Origin of the sequence: Sphingopyxis selenitireducens (genome assembly GCF_051550705.1) — a bacterium.
Classification (GTDB): Bacteria; Pseudomonadota; Alphaproteobacteria; order Sphingomonadales; family Sphingomonadaceae; genus Sphingopyxis.
Map to the genome: position 1 here is coordinate 86571 of NZ_JBPULG010000005.1, position 25265 is coordinate 111835.

At 62.2% G+C, this 25265-nt stretch carries 18 protein-coding genes; 13 read left to right on the plus strand and 5 right to left on the minus strand.

What is annotated here, in order from left to right; genetic code table 11:
- Positions 1 to 18 precede the first annotated feature (18 nt).
- Together ACSYDV_RS16475 and ACSYDV_RS16480 are read right to left on the minus strand one after the other, a co-directional pair.
- Positions 19 to 804, minus strand: coding sequence for a 3-hydroxybutyrate dehydrogenase (locus ACSYDV_RS16475; RefSeq protein WP_438324918.1), 786 nt, complete (start codon positions 802 to 804; stop codon positions 19 to 21).
- A gap of 26 nt (positions 805 to 830) precedes the next feature.
- Complete coding sequence (locus ACSYDV_RS16480) at positions 831 to 1991, minus strand: patatin-like phospholipase family protein (protein WP_438324919.1); 1161 nt, start codon at positions 1989 to 1991, stop codon at positions 831 to 833.
- Positions 1992 to 2142: 151 nt separating this feature from the next.
- Between ACSYDV_RS16480 and ypfJ the strand changes: the two genes are divergently transcribed.
- The 8 genes from ypfJ (at position 2143) to ACSYDV_RS16520 (ending at position 13275) form a co-directional block, all read left to right on the plus strand.
- The gene (gene ypfJ, locus ACSYDV_RS16485) at positions 2143 to 3045 is read left to right on the plus strand and encodes a KPN_02809 family neutral zinc metallopeptidase (protein ID WP_438324920.1); all 903 of its coding nucleotides are present in this window, start codon (positions 2143 to 2145) and stop codon (positions 3043 to 3045) included.
- A gap of 47 nt (positions 3046 to 3092) precedes the next feature.
- The gene (locus ACSYDV_RS16490) at positions 3093 to 4301 is read left to right on the plus strand and encodes a metal-dependent hydrolase family protein (RefSeq protein ID WP_438325346.1); all 1209 of its coding nucleotides are present in this window, start codon (positions 3093 to 3095) and stop codon (positions 4299 to 4301) included.
- A gap of 67 nt (positions 4302 to 4368) precedes the next feature.
- On the plus strand, positions 4369 to 6438 hold the full coding sequence (locus ACSYDV_RS16495; protein ID WP_438324921.1) for a S9 family peptidase: 2070 nt from the start codon (positions 4369 to 4371) through the stop codon (positions 6436 to 6438).
- Positions 6439 to 6587: 149 nt separating this feature from the next.
- Positions 6588 to 9275, plus strand: coding sequence for a valine--tRNA ligase (locus ACSYDV_RS16500; protein WP_438324922.1), 2688 nt, complete (start codon positions 6588 to 6590; stop codon positions 9273 to 9275).
- A 35-nt stretch (positions 9276 to 9310) separates the two neighbouring features.
- Positions 9311 to 9760 carry a hypothetical protein gene (locus tag ACSYDV_RS16505; RefSeq protein ID WP_438324923.1) on the plus strand — a complete coding sequence of 150 codons (450 nt, stop codon included), beginning with the start codon at positions 9311 to 9313 and terminating at the stop codon, positions 9758 to 9760.
- A 151-nt stretch (positions 9761 to 9911) separates the two neighbouring features.
- Entirely contained in the window at positions 9912 to 11273 is a 1362-nt protein-coding gene (locus ACSYDV_RS16510; protein WP_438325348.1) for an MATE family efflux transporter, read from the plus strand.
- Positions 11274 to 11365: 92 nt separating this feature from the next.
- On the plus strand, positions 11366 to 12538 hold the full coding sequence (locus ACSYDV_RS16515) for a sensor histidine kinase (protein ID WP_438324924.1): 1173 nt from the start codon (positions 11366 to 11368) through the stop codon (positions 12536 to 12538).
- 2 nt (positions 12539 to 12540) lie between these two features.
- Positions 12541 to 13275 carry a LytR/AlgR family response regulator transcription factor gene (locus ACSYDV_RS16520; RefSeq protein WP_438324925.1) on the plus strand — a complete coding sequence of 245 codons (735 nt, stop codon included), beginning with the start codon at positions 12541 to 12543 and terminating at the stop codon, positions 13273 to 13275.
- 27 nt (positions 13276 to 13302) lie between these two features.
- On the opposite strand, the gene ACSYDV_RS16525 is transcribed toward ACSYDV_RS16520, so the two are convergent.
- On the minus strand, positions 13303 to 13644 hold the full coding sequence (locus ACSYDV_RS16525) for a UrcA family protein (RefSeq protein WP_438324926.1): 342 nt from the start codon (positions 13642 to 13644) through the stop codon (positions 13303 to 13305).
- A gap of 231 nt (positions 13645 to 13875) precedes the next feature.
- Here ACSYDV_RS16525 and ACSYDV_RS16530 point away from each other — a divergent pair, with 231 nt between their 5' ends.
- Entirely contained in the window at positions 13876 to 14346 is a 471-nt protein-coding gene (locus tag ACSYDV_RS16530) for a hypothetical protein (protein WP_438324927.1), read from the plus strand.
- Positions 14347 to 14366: 20 nt separating this feature from the next.
- Here ACSYDV_RS16530 and ACSYDV_RS16535 read toward each other — a convergent pair whose 3' ends face one another.
- Positions 14367 to 14804: a hypothetical protein gene (locus ACSYDV_RS16535; RefSeq protein ID WP_438324928.1), complete on the minus strand. Its 438-nt coding sequence runs from the start codon at positions 14802 to 14804 to the stop codon at positions 14367 to 14369.
- A 169-nt stretch (positions 14805 to 14973) separates the two neighbouring features.
- On the opposite strand from ACSYDV_RS16535, the gene ACSYDV_RS16540 reads away from it, so the two are divergent.
- The gene (locus ACSYDV_RS16540) at positions 14974 to 16470 is read left to right on the plus strand and encodes a BCCT family transporter (RefSeq protein ID WP_438324929.1); all 1497 of its coding nucleotides are present in this window, start codon (positions 14974 to 14976) and stop codon (positions 16468 to 16470) included.
- Between the two features lie 14 nt (positions 16471 to 16484).
- Here the strand turns inward: ACSYDV_RS16540 and ACSYDV_RS16545 are convergent, their stop codons facing one another.
- Positions 16485 to 18563: a M13 family metallopeptidase gene (locus tag ACSYDV_RS16545; RefSeq protein WP_438324930.1), complete on the minus strand. Its 2079-nt coding sequence runs from the start codon at positions 18561 to 18563 to the stop codon at positions 16485 to 16487.
- 403 nt (positions 18564 to 18966) lie between these two features.
- On the opposite strand from ACSYDV_RS16545, the gene ACSYDV_RS16550 reads away from it, so the two are divergent.
- The 3 genes from ACSYDV_RS16550 to uvrA all read left to right on the plus strand — a co-directional run bounded on the left by ACSYDV_RS16550 (position 18967) and on the right by uvrA (position 25196).
- Entirely contained in the window at positions 18967 to 20154 is a 1188-nt protein-coding gene (locus tag ACSYDV_RS16550; RefSeq protein ID WP_438324931.1) for a surface lipoprotein assembly modifier, read from the plus strand.
- A gap of 49 nt (positions 20155 to 20203) precedes the next feature.
- Positions 20204 to 22108: a transferrin-binding protein-like solute binding protein gene (locus tag ACSYDV_RS16555; RefSeq protein WP_438324932.1), complete on the plus strand. Its 1905-nt coding sequence runs from the start codon at positions 20204 to 20206 to the stop codon at positions 22106 to 22108.
- 193 nt (positions 22109 to 22301) lie between these two features.
- Positions 22302 to 25196 carry an excinuclease ABC subunit UvrA gene (gene uvrA, locus ACSYDV_RS16560; RefSeq protein WP_438324933.1) on the plus strand — a complete coding sequence of 965 codons (2895 nt, stop codon included), beginning with the start codon at positions 22302 to 22304 and terminating at the stop codon, positions 25194 to 25196.
- The last annotated feature ends 69 nt before the right edge of the window (positions 25197 to 25265 follow it).

Consider the following 25265-nt stretch of genomic DNA (forward strand, 5'->3'; position numbering starts at 1 on the left):
CGGCTGAAGCGTCGCGCGCTATTGCGCGGTCCAACCTCCATCGACCGACAGGTTGGCGCCGGTGATCGCGCTCGCGGCGTCGCCACAGAGGAACAGCGCGAACGCCGCAAGCTGTTCGACCTGGACAAACTGTTTCTGCGGTTGCTTGTCGAGCAAAACATCGTTGACGACCTGATCATAGGTCATGCCGCGCGCCTTCATCGTGTCGGGAATCTGATTTTCGACCAGCGGGGTCCAGACATAGCCCGGGCAGATGCAGTTGACCGTAATGCCCTGCGTCGCCACTTCGAGCGCGACGGTCTTGGTCAGCCCTGCGATGCCGTGCTTGGCGGCATTATAGGCCGATTTATAGGGGCTGGCGACCAGGCTGTGCATCGACCCGGTGTTGATGATACGGCCCCAGCCCTTCGCCTTCATTGCGGGCAGCGCCGCCTTGGTGGTGTGAAAGGCGCTCGACAGGATGATTGCCAGCACAGCGTCCCACTTATCCTCCGGGAATTCATCGACCGGCGCGACGTGCTGGATACCGGCATTGTTGATCAAGATGTCGGGTCCGCCAAAGGCATCGCCGCACGCCGCGACCATTGCGCGGATTTCAGCGGGTTTGGTCATATCGGCGCCATTATGCGCAGCCTTTCCGCCGTTGAGCGCGCCCAATTCGTCGACGATGGCCCCAATCGCGTCGGCATCGCCGAAACCGTTGATCATCACCGCCGCGCCGGCTTCCGCAAGCGCCTTCGCATAGCCGAGCCCGATGCCCGAAGTGGAACCGGTGATCAGCGCGGTCTTGCCTTGAAGTTGCATATGATATTCCTTTCGGTGGAAGAGTGTCATGATCCGTTGTCGGCTTCGGGCTTCGGCCGCAGCGCGTCCGATCGAACGGCAAAACTGCCCGATCGGCCCTCTGCGATGCTTTCGGCGAGCAAGTGGCCATCCTTCATTGCCGCTTCGACCGCCGCGCGGCCAAGCGCCCAGTTCGTGTCCATCGTCGCGCGAGAAAATTCGAAATCGCGCGCGCCGGTCTGCCATTTGGGCGGCTGATGGATCAGCTGCACAAGGTTCAGCGCCTTGCGATCGACCATTTTGCGGACCGCCTTGACCTCGGGCAGGTCCGATAATTCTGGCGGTAACTTGTCCAGCAGGCGGTCGATCAGTCGATGCTCCTTGCGCTGCCGTACCAGCCCGTCGGAAATGCGCCGGGTGCGGCTGGAATAGCGAATATCCTTCTCGCGCGACCAGGCCTCTTCCATATCGTGCGGCCGCTCGCCGCGCGCGGGAAACAGATCGACCTGAAACACCAGCATATCCTCATGTGCCGTCTCGACGACATGTTCGAGCGGGGTATTCGACACAAGGCCGCCGTCCCAATACCAGATGCCATCGATCTCGACCGGGGGCAGCCCGGGCGGAAGCGCCCCCGACGCAAGGATATGCCGCGCATCGAGTTTTTCAATTTTCGTATCGAAATAGCGGAAATTTCCCGTCTCTACTGCGACCGCGCCGACCGACAGACGGACCTTGCCATTGTTCACCCGCTCCCAATCGACCAGCCGGTCAAGGGTCTGAATCAGCGGTCCAGTATCGTAAAAGCTCACCGCTTCGGGCGTCTGTCGCGGAGCGAACGCCGGCGGAAGCCAGCGCGGCGTGAAGAAGCCGGGAACGCCAAAGGTTGCGACCTGTCCTGCCGCCGCAAGATGCGTCCACTCGCGCAGCAGGTCATTATCGACCATCGGGAAGGCAGGCAGCGCCGATGACACCCCGACCCAGAACTCGCGCATTTTTCCGACCGCCTGATCGCGCTCGTTCCCGGCAATGATCGCAGCGTTCACCGCGCCAATCGAGATGCCGGCGACCCAGTCGAGTTCGATACCCAGCTCGATCAATGCCTCATAAACTCCGGCCTGAAACGCGCCGAGCGCGCCGCCACCTTGCAGCACCAGCACAACCAGATCGGGTAAGGGTAAAGCGGCGGGAATGGCGCGGCGGGGCATGGACTCGGGAATTCCTCTTCAGCGCGGGGCTGTTTGGTGCACCGCAGCACGCGCGATTGCAATGGCGCGTTGTCGTCGAAGCCCCTTCCAATTGCCCGGCGCTGCTGTCACAACCGAGCAAACGCAGACACTCAGCCGCGGGAGAAACCCAATGCGCCTCGACGATTATGATCCCGGCGACGATATTCGCGATCTCGGTCGCGGGGGCGGAGGTTTTGGCGGCGGCGGTGGCGGCGGAATGGGCGGTCTGCTGCTGGGCCTGCTTCCCATGCTACTCGGCCGCAAAATGGGCTGCGGAACGATCTTGCTGCTCGGCGCGGCCGCCTTTTTCCTGCTCGGTCCGGGCGCCAATATGCTGAGCATGGGTGGCGGCACCGCCGATCCGGCGGCCGATAGCCGCGGCGGCGCCAATGTCGCCTGCGATACGGCGTCTGAACGCTTTGCCTGTAATGTCTTCGGCTCGACCCACACCGTGTGGGAAGGCCTGATCAGCGGCTATAAAAAACCGACGCTCAATTTCTTCACCGAGTCCAACCAGTCGGGCTGCGGTGCGGCGCAAGCGGCGATGGGTCCCTTTTACTGCCCCGCCGATCAGGGTGTTTATCTCGACACCAGCTTCTTCCGCGAGCTTGAAACCAAATTCGGCGCGGCGGGCGATGCAGCGCAGGCCTATGTCATCGCGCATGAGGTCGGCCACCATATCCAGACGATCAGCGGCATTTCCAATCAGGTACGACAGGCACAGCAACGCGCCTCGCAAGCCGAAGGCAATGCGTTGCAGGTCCGCATGGAATTGCAGGCCGATTGCTATGCCGGCGTGTGGGCAGCACGGGCAAAGACCCGCGACGGCCAGCCGGTGCTGGAGCCGGGCGATATGGAAGAGGCGATGCGCGCCGCCAATGCAATCGGCGACGACACGCTGATGCGCTCGGCGGGGCAGCGGCCAGTTCCCGAGAGCTTCACTCACGGGACGAGCGAACAACGCATGACCTGGCTGCGACGCGGCCTGCAATCGGGGGATCCGCGCCAGTGCGACGCGTTCGCTGCCAGCTGATCGCGGCGCTGGCGGCGCTTCTCGCCGCTCAGCCCGCATCGGCACAGATGCTCTATGTCGAGGCCGGGCGGCTGATCGACGGCGCATCCGAACAGGCCCGCACGGGTCAGTGCATCACGATCAAGGACGAACGCATCGCGGCGGTCGGGGCGTGCGGGCCGACGCCTCCGGGTGCGACGCGGCTCGACTGGTCGGGCTTCACCGTGCTGCCCGGGCTGATCGACCTCCACACCCATCTCGCCGACCTTGGCCAGAGCGCCGATCTGGCTGCGCCGATGAAGGCATCGCCCGCCGAAACCGTGCTCGTTGGCGCGCGCAACGCCCGCGTCACGCTGAACGCCGGCTTCACCAGCCTCCGCGACGTCGGTACCTATCGCGGGCTGACCGACGTGACCTTGCGCAATGCAATCGAGCGCGGCGACGTGCCGGGGCCGCGCATGTGGGTTGCAGGCGCCTATATCACCATCCCCAAAGGCGGCGGCGAACTCAACGGCGTCGTTCCCAATGAGCAATTACCCGCCGATATGCGACTTGGCGTCGCTGCGACGCCTGAGGAAGCCGCGGCAAAAACGGCTTTCCTGCTCGATCATGGCGCCGATTTCATCAAGACGATCGCGACCGGCGCCGTCCTTGCGATCGGCACCGAACCCGGCGCGCCCGAGTTGACCGAGGATCAACTCCGCGCGGTGGTGAAGGTCGCGCATGCGCGGGGCAAGAAAGTCACCGCGCATGCCCACGGCGCGATCGGCATCCGCAATGCGATCAACGCCGGGGTCGACAGCATCGAACATGCGAGCCTTGCCGACGAAACGACGCTTCAGCTCGCGAAGAAGCATGGCACCTGGCTGGCGATGGATATTTTCAACGGCGATTACATCAACGACATCGGCACCAAAGAAGGCTGGCCCGAGGAATATCTGCGTAAGAACCGCGAAACGACCGATACCCAGCGCGCAGCTTTCAAACGCGCGGTCGAACTGGGCGTGAACATCGGCTTCGCGACCGATGCGGGCGTTTATCCCCACGGAATGAATGCACGGCAATTCGCCTATATGGTCCGTTATGGCATGACCCCGATGCAGGCGATCCGCGCCGCCACGGGCCGCGCGGCGGAAGAAATGGGCCGCGACGATGTGGGCGAGATCGTCCCCGGTCGCTTTGCCGATCTGATCGCAGTGAAGGCCGATCCGTTGGCGGACATTCGCGCGCTCGAAACGATCGACCATGTGATGAAGGGCGGCGTGCTGGTGCGCTAGGCCGCTCCCGCAGCCGTTATCGACGACGAAATGTTGAAACTGCCCCCAGCATCGCTAAAGCGGTTTCATGCGTAACCTGATCCTGCCCAGCGCCATCGCGCTCGCCGCCGCCCTTTCCACCCCCGCTGCTGCCCGGCCCATGACCGAGGTCGATCTGGCGACGCTGAAGCGTGTCGGCGCACCGGCCGCATCGCCCGACGGGCGATGGGTCGTATTCCAGATGACCGAAACTGCGCCGGAGACCTACAAGCGTTCGACCGGGCTATGGCTCGTCGATCGCAATGCAAAGGATGCCAAACCCGTCGCCATCGCCAATGCTGCGGGCAAGAATGAAACCAGCCCGGCCTTTCACCCCGACGGTTCGATCTTCTTCCTCTCCGACGCATCGGGCGCGAGCCAGGTGTGGCGCATCGATCCCAGGACCGCAGGCGCCCCGGCCACTCAGGTCAGCGACACCAAAGCCGATGTCGAAGGTTTCAAAATCTCGCCCGATGGCAAGCGCCTGCTCGCTTGGGGTGATATCGCGAAAGAATGCACAGACTTCGGCTGCGACGCCAAGGACAAGGGCGCGCTCGTCGGGCCCGGCACCGGCCGTCTCTATAAGGATGGTGCAGGCTTCGTGCGCCATTGGGACCATTGGGAAACACCGGGCACCTACAGCCGCCCCTTCGTCTTCAACCTCGAAGGCGGCAAGGCAACCGTAGCGCGCCCGGTTGACGGCGGCCTGATCGGCGACAGCCCGTCGAAGCCCTTTGGCGGCGGCGAGGAACTGGCATGGGGCGCGGACAGCCGCACGGTCTTTTTCACGCTGCGCAAGGCCGACCGCAACGAACCCATGTCGACCAACCTCGACATCTATAGCTGGCTGGTCGACAGCCGGATGATGCCGCAGAACCTGACCGCGGACAATCAGGCAACCGACACTCTTCCCACCCCGTCGCCGGACGGCAAGTGGCTCGCCTATGCCGCGATGGCACGGCCGGGATATGAGGCCGACCGCCAGGTGCTGATGCTGCGCGACCTGTCCACCGGCAACACGCGCAAACTAACCGACGCGTGGGACCGGTCGGTTGGTTCGATCGCATGGGCACCCGACGGCAAGTCGCTCTATGTCACCGCGCAAGACGTCCTCGATCATCCCGTCTTCCGCGTCGATGCGGCGAGCGGCAAGGTCGAGAAATTGAAAGCTTCGACCGAAGCCTTCGACGGCAATGTCGGCGACGTGACACCGCTCGCCGACGGAGCCCTGCTCTATTCGCGAAACAGCGCGCTCGCGCCGACCGACCTTTATGTCCGCGACGCGAAGGGCAAGGTCCGTCAGCTCACCAACGTCAATGCAGACCAGCTCGCCGAATTCGATCAGGTCGAATTTGATCGGCTGCAATTCGCAGGTGCGAATGGCGACAAGGTATGGGGCATCATCCTGAAGCCCGTGAACCCGGCACAGAAAATCCCGGTGGCCTTTGTCGTCCATGGCGGACCGCAGAGCAGCTTCGGCAACAGCTGGTCGACCCGCTGGAACCCGCGTCTGATCGCACAACAGGGCTATGGCGTGGTGTCGATCGATTTCCACGGTTCGACGGGGTACGGACAAGCCTTTACCGACAGCATCAACAAGGACTGGGGCGGCAAACCACTACAGGATCTGAAGCTCGGCCTCGCCGCTGCGGGGAAGCAGGACATGCAACTCGACATCAACAACGCCTGTGCGCTCGGCGCTTCCTATGGCGGTTATATGATGAACTGGATCGTAGGCCAGTGGACCGACGGTTTCAAATGCCTTGTCCAGCATGACGGCGTGTTCGATCTGCGCGCAATGGCGTTCGAAACCGAGGAATTGTGGTTCGACGAATGGGATCATGGCGGGCCGTGGTGGGAACGTACCGACCCCGAAAAATGGAACCCGGTCAATCATGTGACCAAGTGGAAGACCCCGATGCTGGTGATCACCGGCGAAAAGGATTTCCGCATTCCTTATAGTCAGGGTCTGGCCGCCTTCACCGCGCTCCAGCGCCGCGGCGTCGAATCCGAACTGCTGGTCTTCCCCGACGAGAATCATTGGGTGCTGAAGGGTGCGAACAGCGTTCAGTGGCACCGCACGGTGTTCGACTGGATGGGCAAGCATCTGAAGAAATAACCCCACTTATCGAGACTCGTCATGCCGGACTTGATCCGGGGTCCATTGCCTCGCTGGGGGCATGGATGCCGGCTCAAGTCCGGCATGACGAGAAACGAGAGCGTTCCCCCTTGCCGCATCGCACCATGGCTGGCAAAGCGCGGGCCATTATGACGATGGAAAAAACATTCGATCCCGCCGCGATTGAGGCGAAATGGGCCCATGAATGGGAAAGCCGTGGGCTGTTCCGCCCCGAGCGCCCCGACGCCACCCCCTTCACGATCGTCAACCCGCCGCCGAACGTCACCGGGGCGCTGCACATCGGTCATGCACTCGACAATACGTTGCAGGACGTTCTCGTCCGTTACGAGCGGCTGCGCGGCAAGGACGCACTGTGGGTCGTCGGCATGGACCATGCGGGCATCGCGACGCAGATGGTCGTCGAACGCCAGCTTAATGAAAAGCAGCAGAAGCGTACCGATTTCACCCGCGAAGCCTTTGTCGACAAGGTCTGGGAATGGAAGGGCGAAAGCGGGGGCCAAATCACCGGCCAGCTGCGTCGCCTCGGCTGTTCGATGGACTGGTCGCGCGAGCAGTTCACGATGGACCCGCATTTCACCGATGCGGTGGTCAAGGTGTTCGTCGACCTGCACAAGCAGGGTTTGATCTATCGCGACAAGCGCCTCGTGAACTGGGACCCCGGCCTCAAGACCGCGATCTCCGACCTCGAGGTCGAGACGGTCGAGGTTCAGGGCAAATTCTGGCACTTCCGCTACCCGCTCGCCGACGGCGCCAAGACCGCCGACGGCAAGGATTATATCGTCGTCGCGACGACACGCCCCGAAACGATGCTCGCCGACATGGCGGTCGCGGTGAACGCGAGCGACGAGCGCTACGCCAGTCTGATTGCGGCGGGCGCGAAGGTCGTGCTGCCGATCACCGGCCGCATCATTCCGATCGTCACCGACGATCATGCCGATCCCGAACTGGGCAGCGGCGCGGTGAAGATCACCCCCGGACATGATTTCAACGACTTCGAGGTCGGCAAGCGCGCGGGCTTCAAGGCCGGCGAGATGCTCAACATGTTCGACGGCGATGCGAACGTCATCCAGACGAGCGACGGGCTGATCCCTGCCGAGTTTATTGGCCTCCACCGCTTCGCCGCCGACGGCGTATCCGGCGCGCGCGAACTGGTCGTCGAGCGGCTGAAGGAGCAAGGCTATCTGATCGCGCATGTCGACAAGGACGGCGCCGAACATGATGCCGAACCGCGCACGATCCAGACGCCCTATGGCGACCGGTCGAACAAGGTCATCGAACCCTGGCTGACCGACCAATGGTATGTCGACGCCGAAACGCTGGCGCAGCCGCCGATGCAGGCGGTGCGCGACGGGCGTATCAACATCGTCCCGAAGACGTGGGAAAAGACCTTCTTCAACTGGATGGAGAATATTCAGCCGTGGTGCGTCTCTCGCCAGCTGTGGTGGGGTCACCGGATTCCGGCGTGGTATGCCGAGGATGGCCGCATCTTTGTCGCCGAGACCGAAGAGGAAGCGCAGGCGCAAGCGGGAGACGGCGTCACGCTGAACCGCGACCCCGACGTCCTCGACACATGGTTCTCCTCGGCGCTCTGGCCCTTCGCGACGCTCGGCTGGCCCGAGGATAGCGATCTGGTGAAGCGCCATTACCCCAATGACGTGCTTATCTCCGGCTTCGACATCCTGTTCTTCTGGGATGCCCGCATGGCCATGCAGGGGATGCACTTCATGAACGAAGTGCCGTGGAAGACGCTGTATCTTCACGGCCTCGTCCGCGCGCCCGATGGCGCGAAAATGTCGAAGTCAAAGGGCAATGTCGTCGATCCGCTCGGGCTGATCGACCAATATGGCGCAGACGCGCTGCGTTTCTTCATGGCGGCGATGGAAAGCCAGGGCCGCGACATCAAGATGGATGACGCGCGCCTCGCGGGATATCGCAATTTCGCGACCAAGCTGTGGAACGCCGCGCGCTTCTGCGAAGCCAACGGCATTTCGGCGTCGACCAGCTTCGAGGCGCCCGCCGCGACGCTGCCGGTCAACCGCTGGATCATCAGCGAAGTTGCCGCGACCGTCGCCGCAATGGACACAGCCTTTGCCGCCTATCGCTTCGACGAAGCCGCGAACGCGATCTACAGCTTTGCGTGGGACCGTTTCTGCGACTGGTATCTCGAACTGATCAAGGGCGCGATCGAGGACGAGACGAAGGCCGTCGCCGGCTGGGTGCTCGACCAGATCCTCGTCATGCTCCATCCCTTCATGCCCTTTATCACCGAAGAGCTGTGGACGGGACTTGGCGACCGCGCGGACTATCCGCTGATTACCGCGAAGTGGCCCGCTCCTCATGTGGAACGCGATGCCGAGGCGAGTGCCGATATCGACTGGCTGATCAAACTGGTCAGCGAGCTGCGCGGTGCAAAGGCCGAACTCGGCCTGCCGCCGGGCGCGCGCCTGACCGCGCACTTCCCGGCCTCGCTCAAGGGGCGCGCCGACAAGCTTGCCGCGCAACTCGACCGCCTCGCGCGGCTTGAGAGCGTTAGCTTCGATCCCGCGCCTGCGGGTGCTTCGGCACAGCTCGTCGTCGAGGGTGAGACGATCACCGTTCCGCTCGAAGGGGTGATCGACATCGCCGCCGAACGCGACCGCCTGACCAAAGCGCTCGCCGCAGCAGCGAAGGAACGCGACGGTCTGTCGGGCCGCTTGAACAACCCGTCGTTCGTCGAACGCGCCAAGCCCGAAGCGGTCGAAAAGGCCCGCGCCGATCATGCCGCGAAAGAAGCCGAAGCCGACCGCCTGACGGCCGCATTGGCCCGCCTGGGGTGATGCGTCGCGTAGCGCTCTTGATCGTGGGAAGTGCGTTGCTTTTCGCTGCTCCGCTGGCGGCCAAAAGCGCCGGCCCGCACACCCCCGCGGTGGGCAGCGCCGAGCGCACCGCGATCATCGAGACGCTGCGCACGCACCCCGACCTGCGTTTCACCTTCCGCCATCTGCGGGTCTGGGACGACGGAAGACGCGCCATCGCCTTCGCCGAAGGCGACAATGGGGCCATCGGCGGCTTCAGGATCATCCTGACCCGCGATGGCAAGGCTGGCTGGCGCGAAGTCTGGGGCGAAGGAGATGGCGGCAGCGATAGCTGTGCCGCCGGCGCACGGCATTATCGATGGGCGATGGAGCTCATCCAGTCCTATCGTGTCGCGCCGGATGCGCTTGTTCCCGGAATTGGCGCACAAACCCGCGACCTCGAACGCAAGGCAAAGAGCGACCCGGATCTTCAATGCGTCGGCGACCTGGAAGGCGGTCCGGCATGAACAGACAGCGGCAAACATCGGCGTTCGCGGTGACATGGGCGCCACTCGATTGAGCGAAGAGGCGCCCGTCACCCCCACGCCGGTCGCTGCGGCGGCCGATCCCGCGGCTAGTCCCGTCCCGCCCCGGCAGACCGCACGCGGTGGCGGACGGATGGATTTGACCAGCGGCCCGATCGCCAAAACACTGATCATCTTCGCGCTTCCGACGCTGGCGTCGAACATTCTCCAGACGCTTTCAGGATCGGTGAATTCGATCTGGGTCGGCCAGTTCCTCGGCGAAAGCGCCCTCGCCGCGACGGCCAATGCGAATATCATCATGTTTCTGATGTTCGCGACCTTCTTCGGTTTCGGCATGGCGGCAACGGTGCTGATCGGGCAGGCGATCGGTCGCGGTGACATTGATGCGGCGCGGCGCGCGAGCGGCGGCGTCATTGGCCTTTCGTTGATCTTTTCCCTGATCATCGCCGCCATTGGCTGGTTCGCGTCCGACACGATATTGCGCTGGCTCGAAACTCCGGTCGAGGCGTTCGCGCTCGCCCACGACTATCTGCGCGTCACCTTCATCGCGGTACCCGCCAGCATGTTGATGGTGACTCTGATGATGGCGTCGCGCGGCGCGGGCGATGCAGTGACGCCATTGCGCTTCATGATCCTGTCGGTCGTTCTCGACATCGTCTTCAACCCGGTGCTGATCCTCGGACTTGGCCCCTTCCCTCAAATGGGCATTGCGGGCAGCGCGATGGCGACGGCACTGGCGGGGACCATCAGCCTGATCGCGATGATCGGCTGGTTCTATGCCAGGGATCATGTGCTGCGCCTGCGCGGACGCGAACTCGCCTATCTTCGTCCGAACTGGCAGGAACTGCGCTTCATTTTCGGCAAGGGCGTGCCGATGGGTGCCCAGATGCTGGTGATTTCGGGCGCGGGCCTCGTCATGGTCGGGCTCGTCAATCGCGAAGGGCTGGTGACCGCCGCGGCCTACGGCGCGACGCTGCAATTGTGGAACTATGTCCAGATGCCCGCATTGGCCGTCGGCGCTGCGGTCAGCGCGATGGCAGCGCAGAATATCGGCGCGCATCGCTGGGACCGCGTCTCGGCCGTCACGGTCAGTGGCATCACGATCAACCTCCTCATGACCGGCGTGCTGATCGCGCTCCTGCTGTTGTTCGACCGTCCCGCGCTCGGGCTATTCCTCGGCAGCGAGAGCCCCGCAATCGACGTCGCGCGGCATATCCAACTCATCGCGACCTGGACTTTCCTGCCCTTTGGCACGGTGATCGTTCTCATTGGAACATTGCGCGCCAATGGATCGGTGGTCCCGCCGCTGATCATCCTTTTTCTGTCGATGTTCCCGATCCGCCTCGGCATTTATCATTTCGCTTACCCCATGCTCGGCGGCGATGCGATCTGGTGGAGCTTTCCCCTTTCGTCGATCGCATCACTGACCATGGCATGGGCCTGGTATGCGCGTGGCACCTGGCGTCGCCCGGCGCCGCGACCATCGACGAAATAGGCCATGGCCTTTCGACCAAGGCGCCCGCTTCTTCGACTGGCGACCCGGCACCCGCTGGCCTTCTATCCCGCTTTGGCGCTAGAAGCACGGCAATGAACATGAATATCGGCAAGGATGCTCTGCGCGACCAGCGCGCAAAAATGCTGGCGGCGGCGCCCGATTGGCGCGCGTCCGACGCGCACGTCAATCCGCGCGTCGCAATCGGTTCGATCATCGCCATGTGGCTGATCTATTTCCTGACCACCACCGGTCTCGCCCTGATGTCCGATGCGTCCGACCAATGGAGTTATGCCGGTCGCCGCGCAATCGTCGTCACAGCGGGAATATTGTGCACCTTCGTCCTCTATCGGCTGCTTCAGCGCGCACAGCCGCAAAGCTTTGGCGCACGCCTTGCGTCCGCACTGGGCGCCGCGATTCCCTTGGTCCTCGTCTATGCGTCCATCAATCTGCTGGTCTTCTATTACTGGTTTCCCATCGCAGAATCCGCCGAACTCATGACCGAAATGCAGGCGAAACATCCCGGTTCATGGGAAATCGTTTTGATCCTCGACAGCGCGGTCCGCTGGTATTTCTTTTTCGCCGTCTGGGCCGCGCTGTATGTTGCTCTCGGCTATGCCAATGAAATGCGCGCGGTCGAACGGCGTGCGAACCATTTCCGGCTCGAGGCCAAGAATGCGCAGCTGCGCGCACTGCATTATCAGGTCAATCCCCACTTCCTGTTCAATACATTGAATTCACTGTCGACGCTGGTCATGCGCGGGTCGAAAAACGAAGCCGAAGCGATGATCATGAACCTGTCGTCCTTTCTGCGGTCGAGCCTTGCCGTCGATCCCGAACAATTGGTCAGCCTTGACGAGGAAATCGCACTCCAGCGCCTGTATCTCGACATTGAACAGACGCGTTTTCCCGACAGGTTACAGGTCGAGGTCACAGTACCCGACGAGCTGAATAATGCCTGCCTGCCGGTGCTGATCCTGCAACCGATCATCGAGAATGCGATCAAATATGGTGTAGGGCCCAGCAAGGGAAAGATTGCGATCCGGCTGACAGCCAGCAGCGAATATGGCTTGCTGGTGCTCAGGATCGAAAACGACATCGACCCCAAGGCGCCGGTCCCCAGCGGCGGGACGGGCCTGGGCCTCGGCAATGTGCGCGAGCGTTTGCTGACCCGCTATGGCCCTGCAGCGGGTTGTGAATGGGGTCCCTCGGACGGCGGCGGTTTTGCCGTGTCGCTTTGGTTGCCGCTGGCGCGGGAGAGGTGCTGAGCATGATACAAACAATACGAACCTTGATCGTCGACGACGAACCGCTCGCAATCGAAAGACTGCAGATCCTTGCCGGGCAGCAGGACGGCGTCGCGCTCGTCGGCACGGCCAGCGACGGCGCCTCGGCGCTGCGAATGGTCGATGCGCTGTCACCCGACCTCATACTTTGTGATATCGCGATGCCCGATCTCGACGGACTGCAGGTTGCGGCCGCGCTCGAGCAGCTCGACAATCCGCCCGCGATCGTCTTCGTCACCGCCTTCGACCGCTATGCCGTCGCGGCATTCGACGTGGCCGCAGTCGACTATCTGCTGAAACCGGTATCGCCGGACCGGCTCGGCCGCGCCATCGCGCGTGTCCGCGAATGGCGCGCGACCGATCGGGTCAGCACAAAGAAGAGTCAGTGGATCAACGAATTCTGGGTTCAAAACCGCGGTGAAATGCTGCGTGTGGATGCAGCGCAGGTCGATCTGGTCGAGGCCGAGCGCGATTATATGCGCCTGCATGTTGGCGGGCGCAGCTGGCTGATTCACCAGACGATCAAGTCATTGGAAGCGCGGATGAACCCCGATCAGTTCCTGCGCATCCACCGATCGAAAATGGTCCGGCGCAATGGTATCGTCGGATTGAAGCATCACGGCGATGGCGCATGGAGTGTCGATCTGGGCGAAGGCGGCGTTCATCGTATCGGCCGCACCTATCTTCACGACGTAAAGGCGATCATGCACGGGGCATGACCACCTTTTGAACTCGTCATCTGACGCTCAGGGGGCAGCGAGAAGCTTGCCCTGGGGATCGGTCAGTTGGGCGCCATTGCCGTTGAGCAAACTAGCAACCTGAATCTCGACACTCCGCATAGCCTGCGCCCGGCATTCGCGAGATTCTGCCTGCCGCTGCAGATCGCGGCGTGGTTCCACTACACAGATTTTCCTCGCAGCACGCTCGATCCGCGAGGACAACCGTGCCCGATCCGCAGCTTGGCTGAGGTCGAGGTCTTTATAGGAAACCAGCGCGCGTGGCTGATTGTCTTCATTAGCTGCAGCGGGAGCCGCAATGCCAGCGGCTGCAACCGAAGCCGCCAGCAGAAGGTTGGTAAATTTCGCCATGGGGGAGTCCTCTCTTCTGATTGATGCGAGATACGAAGACCCAGACCGGGGTGACCAGCGCCTCCGTATCCCGCACCCCTTCAATGCCCCGCTTGGCACGTCGGCGCATTCGCGCTTCGACCGGACAGGCGTCACGGTCGATTGAAGGACGAAGGGCATTGAGGCATCGACGAACGGCCGGCAGAGGGACACGGACTTGCAACATGGCTGCCGTCATGCACTTGTACACCAATGGCGAGACGCAAAAATGCCATTTCGAGTCGCGATCGCGGTCAGCGTCTGCTGTGGTCGCTACTGCTGGTAGTCGCCGGGCTCGGCGGCGGAATGCTTTTGGGCGAAATGACGACCCAGAACTTACGCGGCGTGACGGCGGGTGACGGTGCTTCCTATTCCGGGCTCAGCGCGAACCCCGATGCGTCGAGGCCCGTCACGATGCCGCAAGATACATGCCTGGATTGCCCCTATAACTATGGAGTTGCGGCGCAAATGCGCGCGGCTCGCAATACGCGCATGAATGACGCGTTTCGCGAACTCGGCGCTGTCGATGCCGCCGCTTCGCCCGTTCGAGAAACCACCGACGAATATCGCTATGGTGGGCGTTTTCCCGATGCAGATCTATCCGCGTCGGAGGTCGCTACGTCTGCCGAGCCTCCTGCCGAGGGCGTCACTAATCCCCCATTGTCGGGCGACGCGCCGCCATAAACGTCGGCGCCCCCTGAAACTCAGCGGGGCTGTTGCGGCACCGGCTTCGCACAACGGGTAAGGTCGCCCCCCTTGCAGGCAGCCGCGTCAGCTTCCCACTTCATCCTCTCTTCGGCCGACATTGCCGCAACACGTGCCTTCTCGGCCTCATAGACCGCGGTTTCTTCGGCGAAGACTGTCTGGTCATGCGCAACCTGCTGCTGCGCCGCCGACACTTCCTGCTGATAGGTAACATTGTCCTGACGCGCGCGAGATGCCTGCTCGGCGTTCAGCCGCGCAGTGTTGGAGCGTTCCTCGGGCGTGGTGCCGTCGGGCGCCGTCTTTGTAGCAGGAGTCGGCTTTTCCGCAGGCGCAACCTTATCGGCGGCAACAGTGTCAGCCGGTGGCTGGAAGGCAGACGCCTGCCCTGAACCAAGCAACGCGACGGCTGCGGCAGCGGCCCAAATCATCCTGGTCATCGCAACGTCTCCTTCAATCCAACTGTTCTGCGCGATCAACGCTCTACCCTGCCCGGCGTTCCGGCGCGATTTGACCGCAAAGCCATCGGCCTTCATGTTGGGGGATATTCACCTTGTCCGATCGGTCCATCCTTTGCCAGTCCCGTCGAAGCATCCCGTCAACCGCCCCGTGTTTTTTATCCCCCTCGCCGTCCTTTTGGCGGCGGTGTTGCTCAGCCTGTGGCAGGGCCCGGCCTTCGTCGCCGCCGAAACCGCGATCAACGACTGGATCTTACGCCATTTTTCGCCGCTGTTCGCTTGGGCCGGCGTGGGTTTTCTCGCGCTGCTAGCGGGCATTGCGCTGTCACCGCTTGGTGGACGGATCATCGGCGGGCCGGACGCGCAGCCGATATTGACCCGATGGCGCTGGTTCGCCGTCACGCTCTGCACGACGATCGCCACCGGCATATTATTCTGGGGCGCAGCCGAACCTTTGTTCCACCTCAACGAACCGCCCGCGATGCTGGGGTTGCAGCCCGGCAGCGATGCCGCCGCGACTTTCGCCATGTCGACGATGTTCCTGCATTGGACGCTGACACCCTATGCGATTTACACGGTTGCCGGGCTGGCCTTCGCGCTTGTCTATTACAACCGCCGGCAACCGTTCAGCCTGTCGTCCCTGTTCGTGCCGTTGCTCGGGCAGCGTGCCCACGGCCCGGTCGGCACCGGGATTGATATCATCTGCCTCTATGCATTGGTCGCCGGTATGGCCGCGTCAATGGGTGCGGGCATCCTCGCGCTCGCCGGCGGAATCGAAGGCATCGGCGGTTTTGTCGGAGGCGCACCGCTGCGCTGGGCGATAGCTACGGCCATTGTCGCGAGCTTCCTGATTTCGGCGGCAACCGGTCTGCAAAAGGGCATCGCCGGGCTGTCGGTGCTCAACACCTGGCTGTTTTTCGCGATCATAGCCTTCGTCCTGATCGCTGGACCGACCACCGAGATGCTGGGCCTGTCGCTGAGCGGTGGCGCCGATTATTTTCGTACCTTTGTCCCTCGTAACCTCGGTCTCGACGTCGATACCGGCTGGCACCGGCAATGGACGATCTTCAACTGGGCGAACTGGTTCGCGTGGGCGCCGGTGACCGCCTTGTTTCTCGGCCGGTTGGCGGTCGGCTACAGCGTCCGCGCATTCATCCTCTATAACCTGATCCTGCCGTCGCTGTTCGGAGCGGTGTGGATGACCGCAATCGCGGGCGCCACGATCGCGCTCGATCAGCAAAGCGGCGCCAGCCTCTATGCAATCCTGACAGTGCAAGGCCCCGACCCCGTGCTGTTCCGTCTTTTCAGCGCATTGGGAGGCGGATCGGGTGTTGCGGCGATCGTGCTGTTCGCGATCTTTCTTTCTTATGTTGCCGGCGCCGACGCCAATGTCTCGGCGATGAGCGCGCTGTCGACCCACGGGATTTCCCCCGAAACCCCCGAAGCGCCGCTGCCCGTCCAGACTGTGTGGGGAATCACCGTCGGGCTTGTCGCGCTGCTGCTCGTCGCCGGGGGCGGCATCGACGGCATCCGCATGATGTCGGTACTCGGCGGCTTTCCCGCGCTGTTCGTGATTGTCGGCGCGGCGTTGTCGCTGGCCGTCATGGCACTGCGGGGACGACATGAAGCCGCCCCCGCCGCATCCTGAACAGGCCCCGGACCTTACCAGATTTTGGTGCGATCTTCCGGCTTCAGCCAAAATCTGGAACCCTCGTCGACCCGGAACGCCTTGTACCAGGCATCGATATTGCGAACCGGACCGATGATCCGCCAGCGCGCGGGGCTATGCGGGTCGCTCGCGACCTGCTGCTTGATCGAATCCTCGCGCGCCTTGTCACGCCATGCCTGCGCGAACGCCAGAAAGAAGCGTTGATCGCCCGTCAGTCCGTCGATCACCGGCGCGGATTTGCCGCCCAGTGAACGGTGATAGGCGTCATATGCGACCTCCAGCCCGGCAAGATCGGCGATATTCTCCCCCATCGTCAGGTCGGGGTTGATGAACGCGCCGGGCGCAGCCTCATAGGTCGCATATTGCGCGCCGAACGCTTTGGCTTGCGCCTCGAAACGCGCAGCATCCTCCGCCGTCCACCAGTCTCGCACCGCGCCATTCGCGTCGATCTTGCGCCCCTGATCGTCGAAGCCATGGATAATTTCATGCCCGATTACCGCGCCGATCGCGCCATAATTGACCGCATCGTCGACGCTTTCGCTGAAATATGGCGCCTGCAATATGCCTGCGGGGAAGACGATCTTATTCTCCAGCCCGCCATTATAGGCGTTCACTTCCTGCGGGTTCATCGCCCATTTCTTGCGGTCGACCGGCTCGCCGAGGTCGCCGAGCTGATAAGCATATTCGAATGCGGTGCTGCGCTGTACATTGCCGTAAAGGTCGGCAGGGTCGATTCTCAGCCCCGAATAGTCGCGCCATTTGTCAGGATAGCCGACCATCACATCCATCTTGGCAAGCTTGGCCTGCGCTGCGTCCTTGGTCGCGGGTGCCATCCAGCTGTTGCCGGTGATGCGGTCGCCCATCGCGAGTTTCAGATTGGCGACCAGCACCTCCATCTTCGCCTTCGCACTCGCCGGGAAATATTGCTTCGAATAGGTTTCGCCGACCAGTTCGCCGAGGCTGTCGCCGACCAGCACCAGCCCGCGGTTCCAGCGCGGACGCAGTTCGTCCACGCCGCTCAGAACCTTGGTATATTGGAACCGGCTATCGACGAAATCCTTCGACAGATAGGGGGCGGCGCTGTTGGCGACATGGAATTGCTGCCACAGCTTGATCGTATCGAGCGACGTTTTCGCATAAAGCGCGGCGATGTCGCGGATCGCCGTATTCTCGTTGACGATGATCCGCTTTTGCGGCGCGATCCCCGCGCCCGCGAACCAGGCGTTCCAGTCGAGTCCGGGGGCATAGGCGGCCAGTTCGGCCGCCGACATCGGGTTGTTGATCTTGCCGATGTCGCGACGGTCTGCAACCGCCCAGCTGGCCTTCGCAACCTCGGTCTCGAACGCCATGACCGCATCCGCCCCCTTTTCGGGACTGGTATTGCCGATCAACTTCAGCGTTCGCGCGACATAGGCGCGATAGGCGTCACGCTGTGGCTTAAACTTGGCGTCGAGATAATATTCGCGCTCGGGCAGGCCGATCCCGCCCTGCCCCAGCCACAATACATTCACCGTCGGATCGTCGGTGTCGGCATAGGGACCGCCGCCGACGATCGAGACACCGAAACCACCCTGGGTCTGGCCCATGAAGCGCGCCATGGCGCTTTTGTCCTGGATTGCCCCGACCGCGGCGAGGTCCGTCATCAACGCCTTAACGCCGAGCGCATCAACCCGTGCCTCGTCCATGAAGCTTTGATAGAGGCCGCCGACTTGGCTCGTCACCGGTGCGCCCGATACCACGGCGCGCAGCTGGCGCTGGGTCAGGTTATAGACATCATAATCAACCCCGGCAGACGCCTGATCGGCCGGAATTTCGGTGCGTGCAAACCAGCCGCCATTGGCATATTTGTCGAAATCGTCGCCGGGCTTCACCGAGGTGTCGCGCGCGCTCAGGTCCACACCCCATGTGCCGAAGGTCAGCGCCTTCAGCGACGCCTTGTCGGCGCTGCCCGCATCGTCGGCGTCGGCCAAGAGCGTCGCTTGTCGCCCCATGTCACTGCCATACACCGGTGCGGCCGAGACCAATGTTGCGGCCACAGCAATTGTCGCCACCCCCAAAACTCGCACTTTCATTCCCCGTCTCCCGAAACCGTTGCGCCAACCGATCAAACGATGGCCATGATCAACCTTGTCCGCCGGTGATGCAAAGCGGTCAAGCAGTCGATCCGCCGCTGGTCGAAGCCTCAAGGGAGTTGGTGGAAAGACCGGAACGACCGGGTCAATACTCCCGTTTTTCATCCGGCAACCCGCCGGAAGATATTGACGAAGCACCGTTGCCTAGCAATGGGATGCTGCACGGCAACAGCCGTCTCCGGGGGGAAATATCATCAGACGAGCCTTATTGACGGCAGCGGCCGCGCTGATTTTCCATTTTCCCCTTGTATCGGCGCAGAATATTCCTGCGAGCGACGACGCCTCGCGTCCAATTACAATGTCGGCGGAACAGCTATTCGGCGTTGCCGATCAGGCGCGGTCAATGCGCGACTTCGCAACCGCGGAAACCGCCTATCGCGCTCTTGCGACCAACCCCGACATCGAGCTTCGTATCGAAGCGCGCTTTCGCTTGGCGATGATGCTGGCCGACGAGATGGGCAAGCATCGCGAAGCTGCGACGCTGTTTCGTGAGATACTGGACGAAAAGCCCAAAGCGGCCCGCGTCCGTATCGAACTCGCCCGCATGCAAGCAATGCTTGGCGACCTGCGCGCTGCCGAGCGCGAACTGCGTTCGGCGCAAGCGGCCGGTTTGCCACCCGAAGTGGAACAGATGGTTCGCTTCTATTCAGCGGCGCTCAGCGCCCAAAAACCCTTCGGCGGATCGGTCGCCATCGCCTTCGCACCCGACAGCAACATCAATCGCGCCACGCGTTCGGACACGCTGGGCACGATCATCGGCGACTTCACGCTGGATGACGACGCGCAGGCGCAATCCGGACTGGGGCTTGCGCTGCGCGGCCAAGCTTATTTCCGGACCGGGATAGACAAAAGATCGCAATTGCTCGTCCGCGCATCGACCTATGCAAGTCTCTACCGCGACAAACAGTTCGATGACGTTGCATTGTCGATTCAGGCCGGCCCCGAATATGCATCGGGTAAGGACCGGATCAACATATCAGGCGAAGCGACATGGCGCTGGTATGGCCTCGCCCCCTACAGTTTTTCAGCCGGAGTTGGCGCAACCTGGCAGCATCCGATGGGCGACAAGGCGCAGCTTCGTGTCGATGGCCGCATCACCGACGTGAACATCCACCGCAACGCGCTTCAGAACGCGACCAATCTCCAGCTCGCCGCGTCTTACGATCGCGCTTTTTCGGCAAAATTCGGTGGTGGCTTTCAGCTCAGCGGCAATCGCGATGCCGCCCGCGATCCGGGCTATTCGACGACATCGGGCGGTGCGACGGCTTATGTATTCCAGGAGCTTGGCCAAACAACGCTGACCGCCAGCGCTGGTTACAGCCGCCTCGAAGCCGACCGCCGGCTCTTCCTTTATCCAAAGCGCCGCGTCGACGACCGCTTCAACGCGTCGATCGGCGCGACCTTCCGCTTCCTCAAGATCGGGACTTTCGCACCGATGGCAAAGATCGGCTGGGAACGAAATAAATCGACCGTTGAGATTTGGGACTATTCACGTATTAGTGCAGAGTTTGGCATAACATCTGCTTTTTAAAGCGATGATTGTCAGATGAGCTTGGGGAACAGGGGGGGGCCTTGACCAAATGAATAAGCGTTTCGTAGCCGCGCTGCCGTCGTTGGTACTGACTTTTGCGCTGTCTGCATGCGGCGGCGGCGGCGTCAACAGCACGCCTACGCCTCCGACGCCAACTCCGACCCCTACTCCCACTCCGACCCCGCCACCCACAAGTGCCAATGCAGACCTGATAACCCTTACGCAAAGTGAGGATTTTACGAATGATGCGGTGACAGGCAGTGCGACGTATTCCAAGGAGGGCAGTCGAACGGCAGCCAGTTCCGCGCCATCTGCGCTGTCCTTCATCTATGATGCAGCCAGCCGCACCTACACCGTCAATACGGGAGAACGCAGCCAGAGTTTCACGCAGGCGCACATCGATTCGTCCCTCGGCAATGCCCAAATCACGGTATTCAAACGTGTTTCCGGAGCCACAACCGATACGCTCACGCTGACCAACGCGGCGTCTAGCGGAGATTTGACATATAAATATGTTGGCGGCGGATTTTGGCAGAGAACCATAGACTCGGCAACGTCGGTGACCGGAGCATTCGATGCTTTCACCTACGGCGTCGAAACGCCGGATGTTGCGCTTCCCAGGACCGGCGGCGCGTCATATGCCGTCGACCTCTTGGGTGTGGTTGCATCTCCCGATGCACTTTATTCAATGTCGGGAGATGGAACGCTCACTGCGAACTTGCTGACGGGCACTGTTACAGGCGGGGGCTTTAACGGGTTGCAACTGACGAACAGCCTTACCGGCGGTCCGGGTCCTTCAGGGAATTGGGGTTTCAACGGCACCATCGCCAGCAACCGCAATGCTATTGCAGGCACGATGTCACTGTTTTCCAGCACCACCGCCCCGATTTCCGGGGCTGCCGCAGGTCGTTTTTACGGCCCCGACTTCGATGAGATCGGGATAGCGTTCCGAGGAGAATCGACCAATCCGCTCTTTGCCGGAACGACGGCGGTCGGCGTCTTGGTCGGGCGCAAGACCAACGGCGTCATCACCGGGAACAATCCTTCCCTGCTGGATCTTCAGTTTGACGAGACATTCTTGTCGGCTCAAAAAGGTTTCGCATATCTTGCTTCCAACGGAACAGGATCGCCGTCCGAGTTTTCATCGAATTATTTGGTGTCACCGAACCAATTTCGTCTCAGCTACTCGGCTGCGGAAAGATCATTTTCGCTATCCGATGACGCCGCGTCGCCGAGCAGAACGGTCATATCAACCAGTCAATCTCCCGATGCCACGCTCTCCGACGGCAAATTCACGGGATATAGCAAATCGAGCGCCAATGAAGAGATCCGCTGGAGGCTTTACAAGCCCGCTGGCAGCAACAGCGAAATTGCGCTGACCTATTCCAGTTTTTTCAACCTGTCCTATGCCGCTCGCAACTCTGACGGAAGTTGGGCCTATCGCAATGTTTGGACGCCCTTTGGGGTTGCGACGCCCAATGCATCAATGCCGACGAGCGGATCCGCGAACTACGCCGGGGTTTTGCATGGAACCGCGTCTGACGGACTGATCGGAAGCGAGCTTGCCGATCTTGGTGGCACCGTCAATCTCGCCGTCAACTTCGGGACGGCGGCGGTCACCGGAACGGTCAATCCCATCATCACATATCGTTCGGGCACCACCTATGATCTGGGGACGTCCAACCTGTTCGAAGCTCGATATTTCAATCCCGGCGTTAATCAGCCCGGGTTTGCGGGAAGCCCGAATGTCTCGGCCCGCTTTGGTGGAACCCTTTCGAATCCAGTTGGGCAGGCCTTTGATGCCCTGCTCGGCGGTGTATTTTATGGCCCCAATTATTCCGAGCTTACCGGGACGTTTTCCGGCAAATATGCACCACTTGGCAGTTCGGGGGTGTCGGGCTTGTTCTGGGGCGGCTTTGGCGCGACAAAAGCAGCTGGCACGCCCCCACCCTGAGGCAACGCAGGTAATCGCCCGACGCCCCTGCAGCCTGTTGGCACCAAGAATGCAATATCGGGATTCAGCACTCGCTTCGGCCCGAGGCACCCGCGGGCGCAGGTCCTCTTGTGCCTTGCGCCCGCGCACCCTAGCTTAAAGGGGACCGAAAACCGCCTTGCGCGGATAGAACAAATCTGGAACATACTCCCCCATGAGTCTCACCCATATTTCCGTGCGCGGCGCGCGCGAGCATAATCTCAAGGGCGTGAACGTCGACCTGCCGCGCGATGCGCTGGTCGTCATCACCGGCCTGTCGGGCAGCGGCAAGTCCAGCCTCGCGTTTGACACCATCTATGCCGAAGGGCAGCGGCGTTATGTCGAAAGCCTGTCGGCTTATGCACGCCAGTTCCTCGAGATGATGCAAAAGCCCGATGTCGAGCATATCGACGGGCTGTCGCCGGCGATCAGCATCGAACAGAAGACGACGAGCCGCAATCCGCGCTCGACCGTCGCGACGGTCACCGAAATCTACGACTATATGCGCTTGCTGTGGGCGCGCGTCGGCATTCCCTATTCGCCGACCACCGGCGAGCCGATTTCTGCGCAGACCGTCACCGACATGGTCGATCGCGTGATGCAATTGCCCGAGGGAACGCGCGCCTATCTGCTCGCTCCCGTCGTGCGCGGGCGCAAGGGCGAGTATAAGAAGGAACTCGCGCAGTGGCAGAAGGACGGCTTCACCCGCGTCCGCATCGACGGCGAATTTTACGAGATCGGTGAAGCCCCCGCTCTCGACAAGAAATATAAGCATGACATCGAGGTGGTCGTCGATCGCATTGCGGTGCGCGACGGCCTCGAATCCCGGCTTGCCGACAGTTTCGAGACCGCGCTGAAGCTCGCCGAGGGGTTGACCTATGTCGACCTCGCCGACGGCCCGGTGCCAGGGCGCGAGGATGAGGACACCGGCGGCGCGATGAAGGGCGCGGGCATCCCCGCGAACCGCATCATCTTTTCGGAGAAATTCGCCTGCCCCGTCTCGGGCTTTACGATCGCCGAGATCGAACCCCGCCTGTTCAGCTTCAACGCACCGCAAGGCGCCTGCCCCGCCTGCGATGGGCTGGGCGAACGGCAGGAGTTCGACCCAGATCTGGTAGTCCCCAACCATGCGCTGAGTCTGAAGAAGGGCGCGGTGGTGCCGTGGGCGAAGTCGAACCCGCCCTCGCCTTATTACATGCAGGTGCTCGAAAGCCTCGGCAAAGCCTATGGCTTCGACCTGACGACACCGTGGGAAGACCTGCCGGGCGAGGTTCAGCTGATCATCCTCTATGGCACCGGCGGCAAGCCGGTCGAGCTGATCTTCAAGGACGGCAAGCGCAGTTACTCGACCCATAAGGCATTCGAAGGCGTCATCGGCAACCTCAACCGCCGCATGCTCCAGACCGAAAGCGCGTGGATGCGCGAGGAGCTGAGCAAGTATCAGACCGCGCAGCCGTGCGAGACGTGCCATGGCGCGCGCCTGCGCCCCGAACCGCTCGCCGTGAAGATCGCTGGCGAAGACATCAGCATGTCCGCGCAGCGTAGCGTCGCCGACGCGCTCGCCTGGTTCGGCACGCTCGAAGACAAGCTCAACGACACCCAGCGCCAGATCGCGAAAGCGATCCTCAAGGAAATCAACGAGCGGCTGGGCTTCCTCAACAATGTCGGGCTCGATTATCTCAACCTCAACCGCACCAGCGGCACATTGAGCGGCGGCGAGAGCCAGCGCATCCGCCTTGCCAGCCAGATCGGCAGCGGGCTGTCGGGCGTGTTGTACGTCCTCGACGAACCGAGCATCGGGCTTCATCAGCGCGACAACGACCGGCTGCTCGCAACGCTCAAGCGCCTCCGCGACCTTGGCAATACGGTGATCGTCGTCGAGCATGACGAGGATGCGATCCGCCACGCCGACTATGTCGTCGACATGGGCCCCGGCGCGGGGCTCCACGGCGGCGAGATCGTCGCCGAGGGCACGCTGGAGGAGGTGCTGAAGAGCGAGACCAGCCTGACCGCCGCCTATCTCAACGGCACCCGCCAGATCGAGATTCCCAAGCACCGCCGCAAGGGCAATGGCTTCGACCTCGTGCTCAAGGGGGCGCGTGCGAACAATCTCAACAATGTCACCGCGAAGATTCCGCTCGGCACCTTCACCTGTGTCACCGGCCTGTCGGGGTCGGGCAAGTCGAGCCTGATCATCGACACGCTCTATGCCAGCGCGGCGCGCATCCTGAACGGCGCGCGGATGGTCGCGGGGCCGCATGACAGCCTGAAGGGGCTGGAGCATTGCGACAAGGTGATCGACATCGACCAGTCGCCGATCGGCCGCACCCCGAGATCGAACCCTGCGACATACACGGGCGCCTTCACGATCATCCGCGACTGGTTCGCGGGGCTGCCCGAAAGCCAGGCGCGCGGTTACAAGCCCGGACGTTTCAGCTTCAACGTCAAGGGCGGACGGTGCGAGACCTGCACCGGCGACGGGCTGATCAAGATCGAGATGCACTTCCTGCCCGACGTCTATGTGACGTGCGAGACGTGCCACGGCAAACGCTACAACCGCGAAACGCTCGAGGTGAAGTTCAAGGGCCACAGCATCGCCGATGTGCTCGACATGACGGTCGAGGATGCGGCGGAGTTCTTCAAGGCGGTGCCGTCGATCCGCGAGAAGATGGCGATGCTCGTCCGCGTCGGGCTCGGCTATGTCAAGGTCGGGCAACAGGCGACGACGCTGTCGGGCGGCGAGGCGCAACGCGTCAAGCTGGCCAAGGAGCTCTCGCGGCGTTCGACCGGGCAGACGCTCTATATCCTCGACGAGCCGACGACCGGGCTGCATTTCGAGGATGTCCGCAAACTGCTCGAAGTGCTGCAGGCGCTGGTCGAACAGGGCAATAGCGTGATCGTCATCGAACATAATCTCGACGTCATCAAAACCGCCGACTATATCCTCGACCTCGGCCCCGAAGGCGGGGTCAAGGGCGGCGAGATTGTCGCCGCGGGCACCCCCGAGCAGGTCGCAAAAAATCCCCGGAGCTTCACCGGCCAGTATCTGGCGCCGATGCTCGGGAAATAGCCGGACCCTCCAGCCTCATACCCACTGAACTGAGTCGGCGCCTTTTTTTGGGGCGGGATATATCCCGCC

What these genes read in the sequence shown, in the direction of transcription:
- ACSYDV_RS16515 (WP_438324924.1), top strand. Translation starts at nt 11,366, where the DNA reads ATGAACATGAATATCGGCAAGGATGCTCTGCGCGACCAGCGCGCAAAA.
- ACSYDV_RS16545 (WP_438324930.1), bottom strand. Translation starts at nt 18,563, where the DNA reads ATGAAAGTGCGAGTTTTGGGGGTGGCGACAATTGCTGTGGCCGCAACA.
- ypfJ (WP_438324920.1), top strand. Translation starts at nt 2,143, where the DNA reads ATGCGCCTCGACGATTATGATCCCGGCGACGATATTCGCGATCTCGGT.
- ACSYDV_RS16475 (WP_438324918.1), bottom strand. Translation starts at nt 804, where the DNA reads ATGCAACTTCAAGGCAAGACCGCGCTGATCACCGGTTCCACTTCGGGC.
- ACSYDV_RS16480 (WP_438324919.1), bottom strand. Translation starts at nt 1,991, where the DNA reads ATGCCCCGCCGCGCCATTCCCGCCGCTTTACCCTTACCCGATCTGGTT.
- ACSYDV_RS16500 (WP_438324922.1), top strand. Translation starts at nt 6,588, where the DNA reads ATGACGATGGAAAAAACATTCGATCCCGCCGCGATTGAGGCGAAATGG.
- ACSYDV_RS16525 (WP_438324926.1), bottom strand. Translation starts at nt 13,644, where the DNA reads ATGGCGAAATTTACCAACCTTCTGCTGGCGGCTTCGGTTGCAGCCGCT.
- ACSYDV_RS16520 (WP_438324925.1), top strand. Translation starts at nt 12,541, where the DNA reads ATGATACAAACAATACGAACCTTGATCGTCGACGACGAACCGCTCGCA.
- ACSYDV_RS16495 (WP_438324921.1), top strand. Translation starts at nt 4,369, where the DNA reads ATGCGTAACCTGATCCTGCCCAGCGCCATCGCGCTCGCCGCCGCCCTT.
- ACSYDV_RS16510 (WP_438325348.1), top strand. Translation starts at nt 9,912, where the DNA reads ATGGATTTGACCAGCGGCCCGATCGCCAAAACACTGATCATCTTCGCG.
- ACSYDV_RS16555 (WP_438324932.1), top strand. Translation starts at nt 20,204, where the DNA reads ATGAATAAGCGTTTCGTAGCCGCGCTGCCGTCGTTGGTACTGACTTTT.
- uvrA (WP_438324933.1), top strand. Translation starts at nt 22,302, where the DNA reads ATGAGTCTCACCCATATTTCCGTGCGCGGCGCGCGCGAGCATAATCTC.
- ACSYDV_RS16490 (WP_438325346.1), top strand. Translation starts at nt 3,093, where the DNA reads ATGCTCTATGTCGAGGCCGGGCGGCTGATCGACGGCGCATCCGAACAG.
- ACSYDV_RS16535 (WP_438324928.1), bottom strand. Translation starts at nt 14,804, where the DNA reads ATGACCAGGATGATTTGGGCCGCTGCCGCAGCCGTCGCGTTGCTTGGT.
- ACSYDV_RS16530 (WP_438324927.1), top strand. Translation starts at nt 13,876, where the DNA reads ATGGCGAGACGCAAAAATGCCATTTCGAGTCGCGATCGCGGTCAGCGT.
- ACSYDV_RS16550 (WP_438324931.1), top strand. Translation starts at nt 18,967, where the DNA reads ATGCGCGACTTCGCAACCGCGGAAACCGCCTATCGCGCTCTTGCGACC.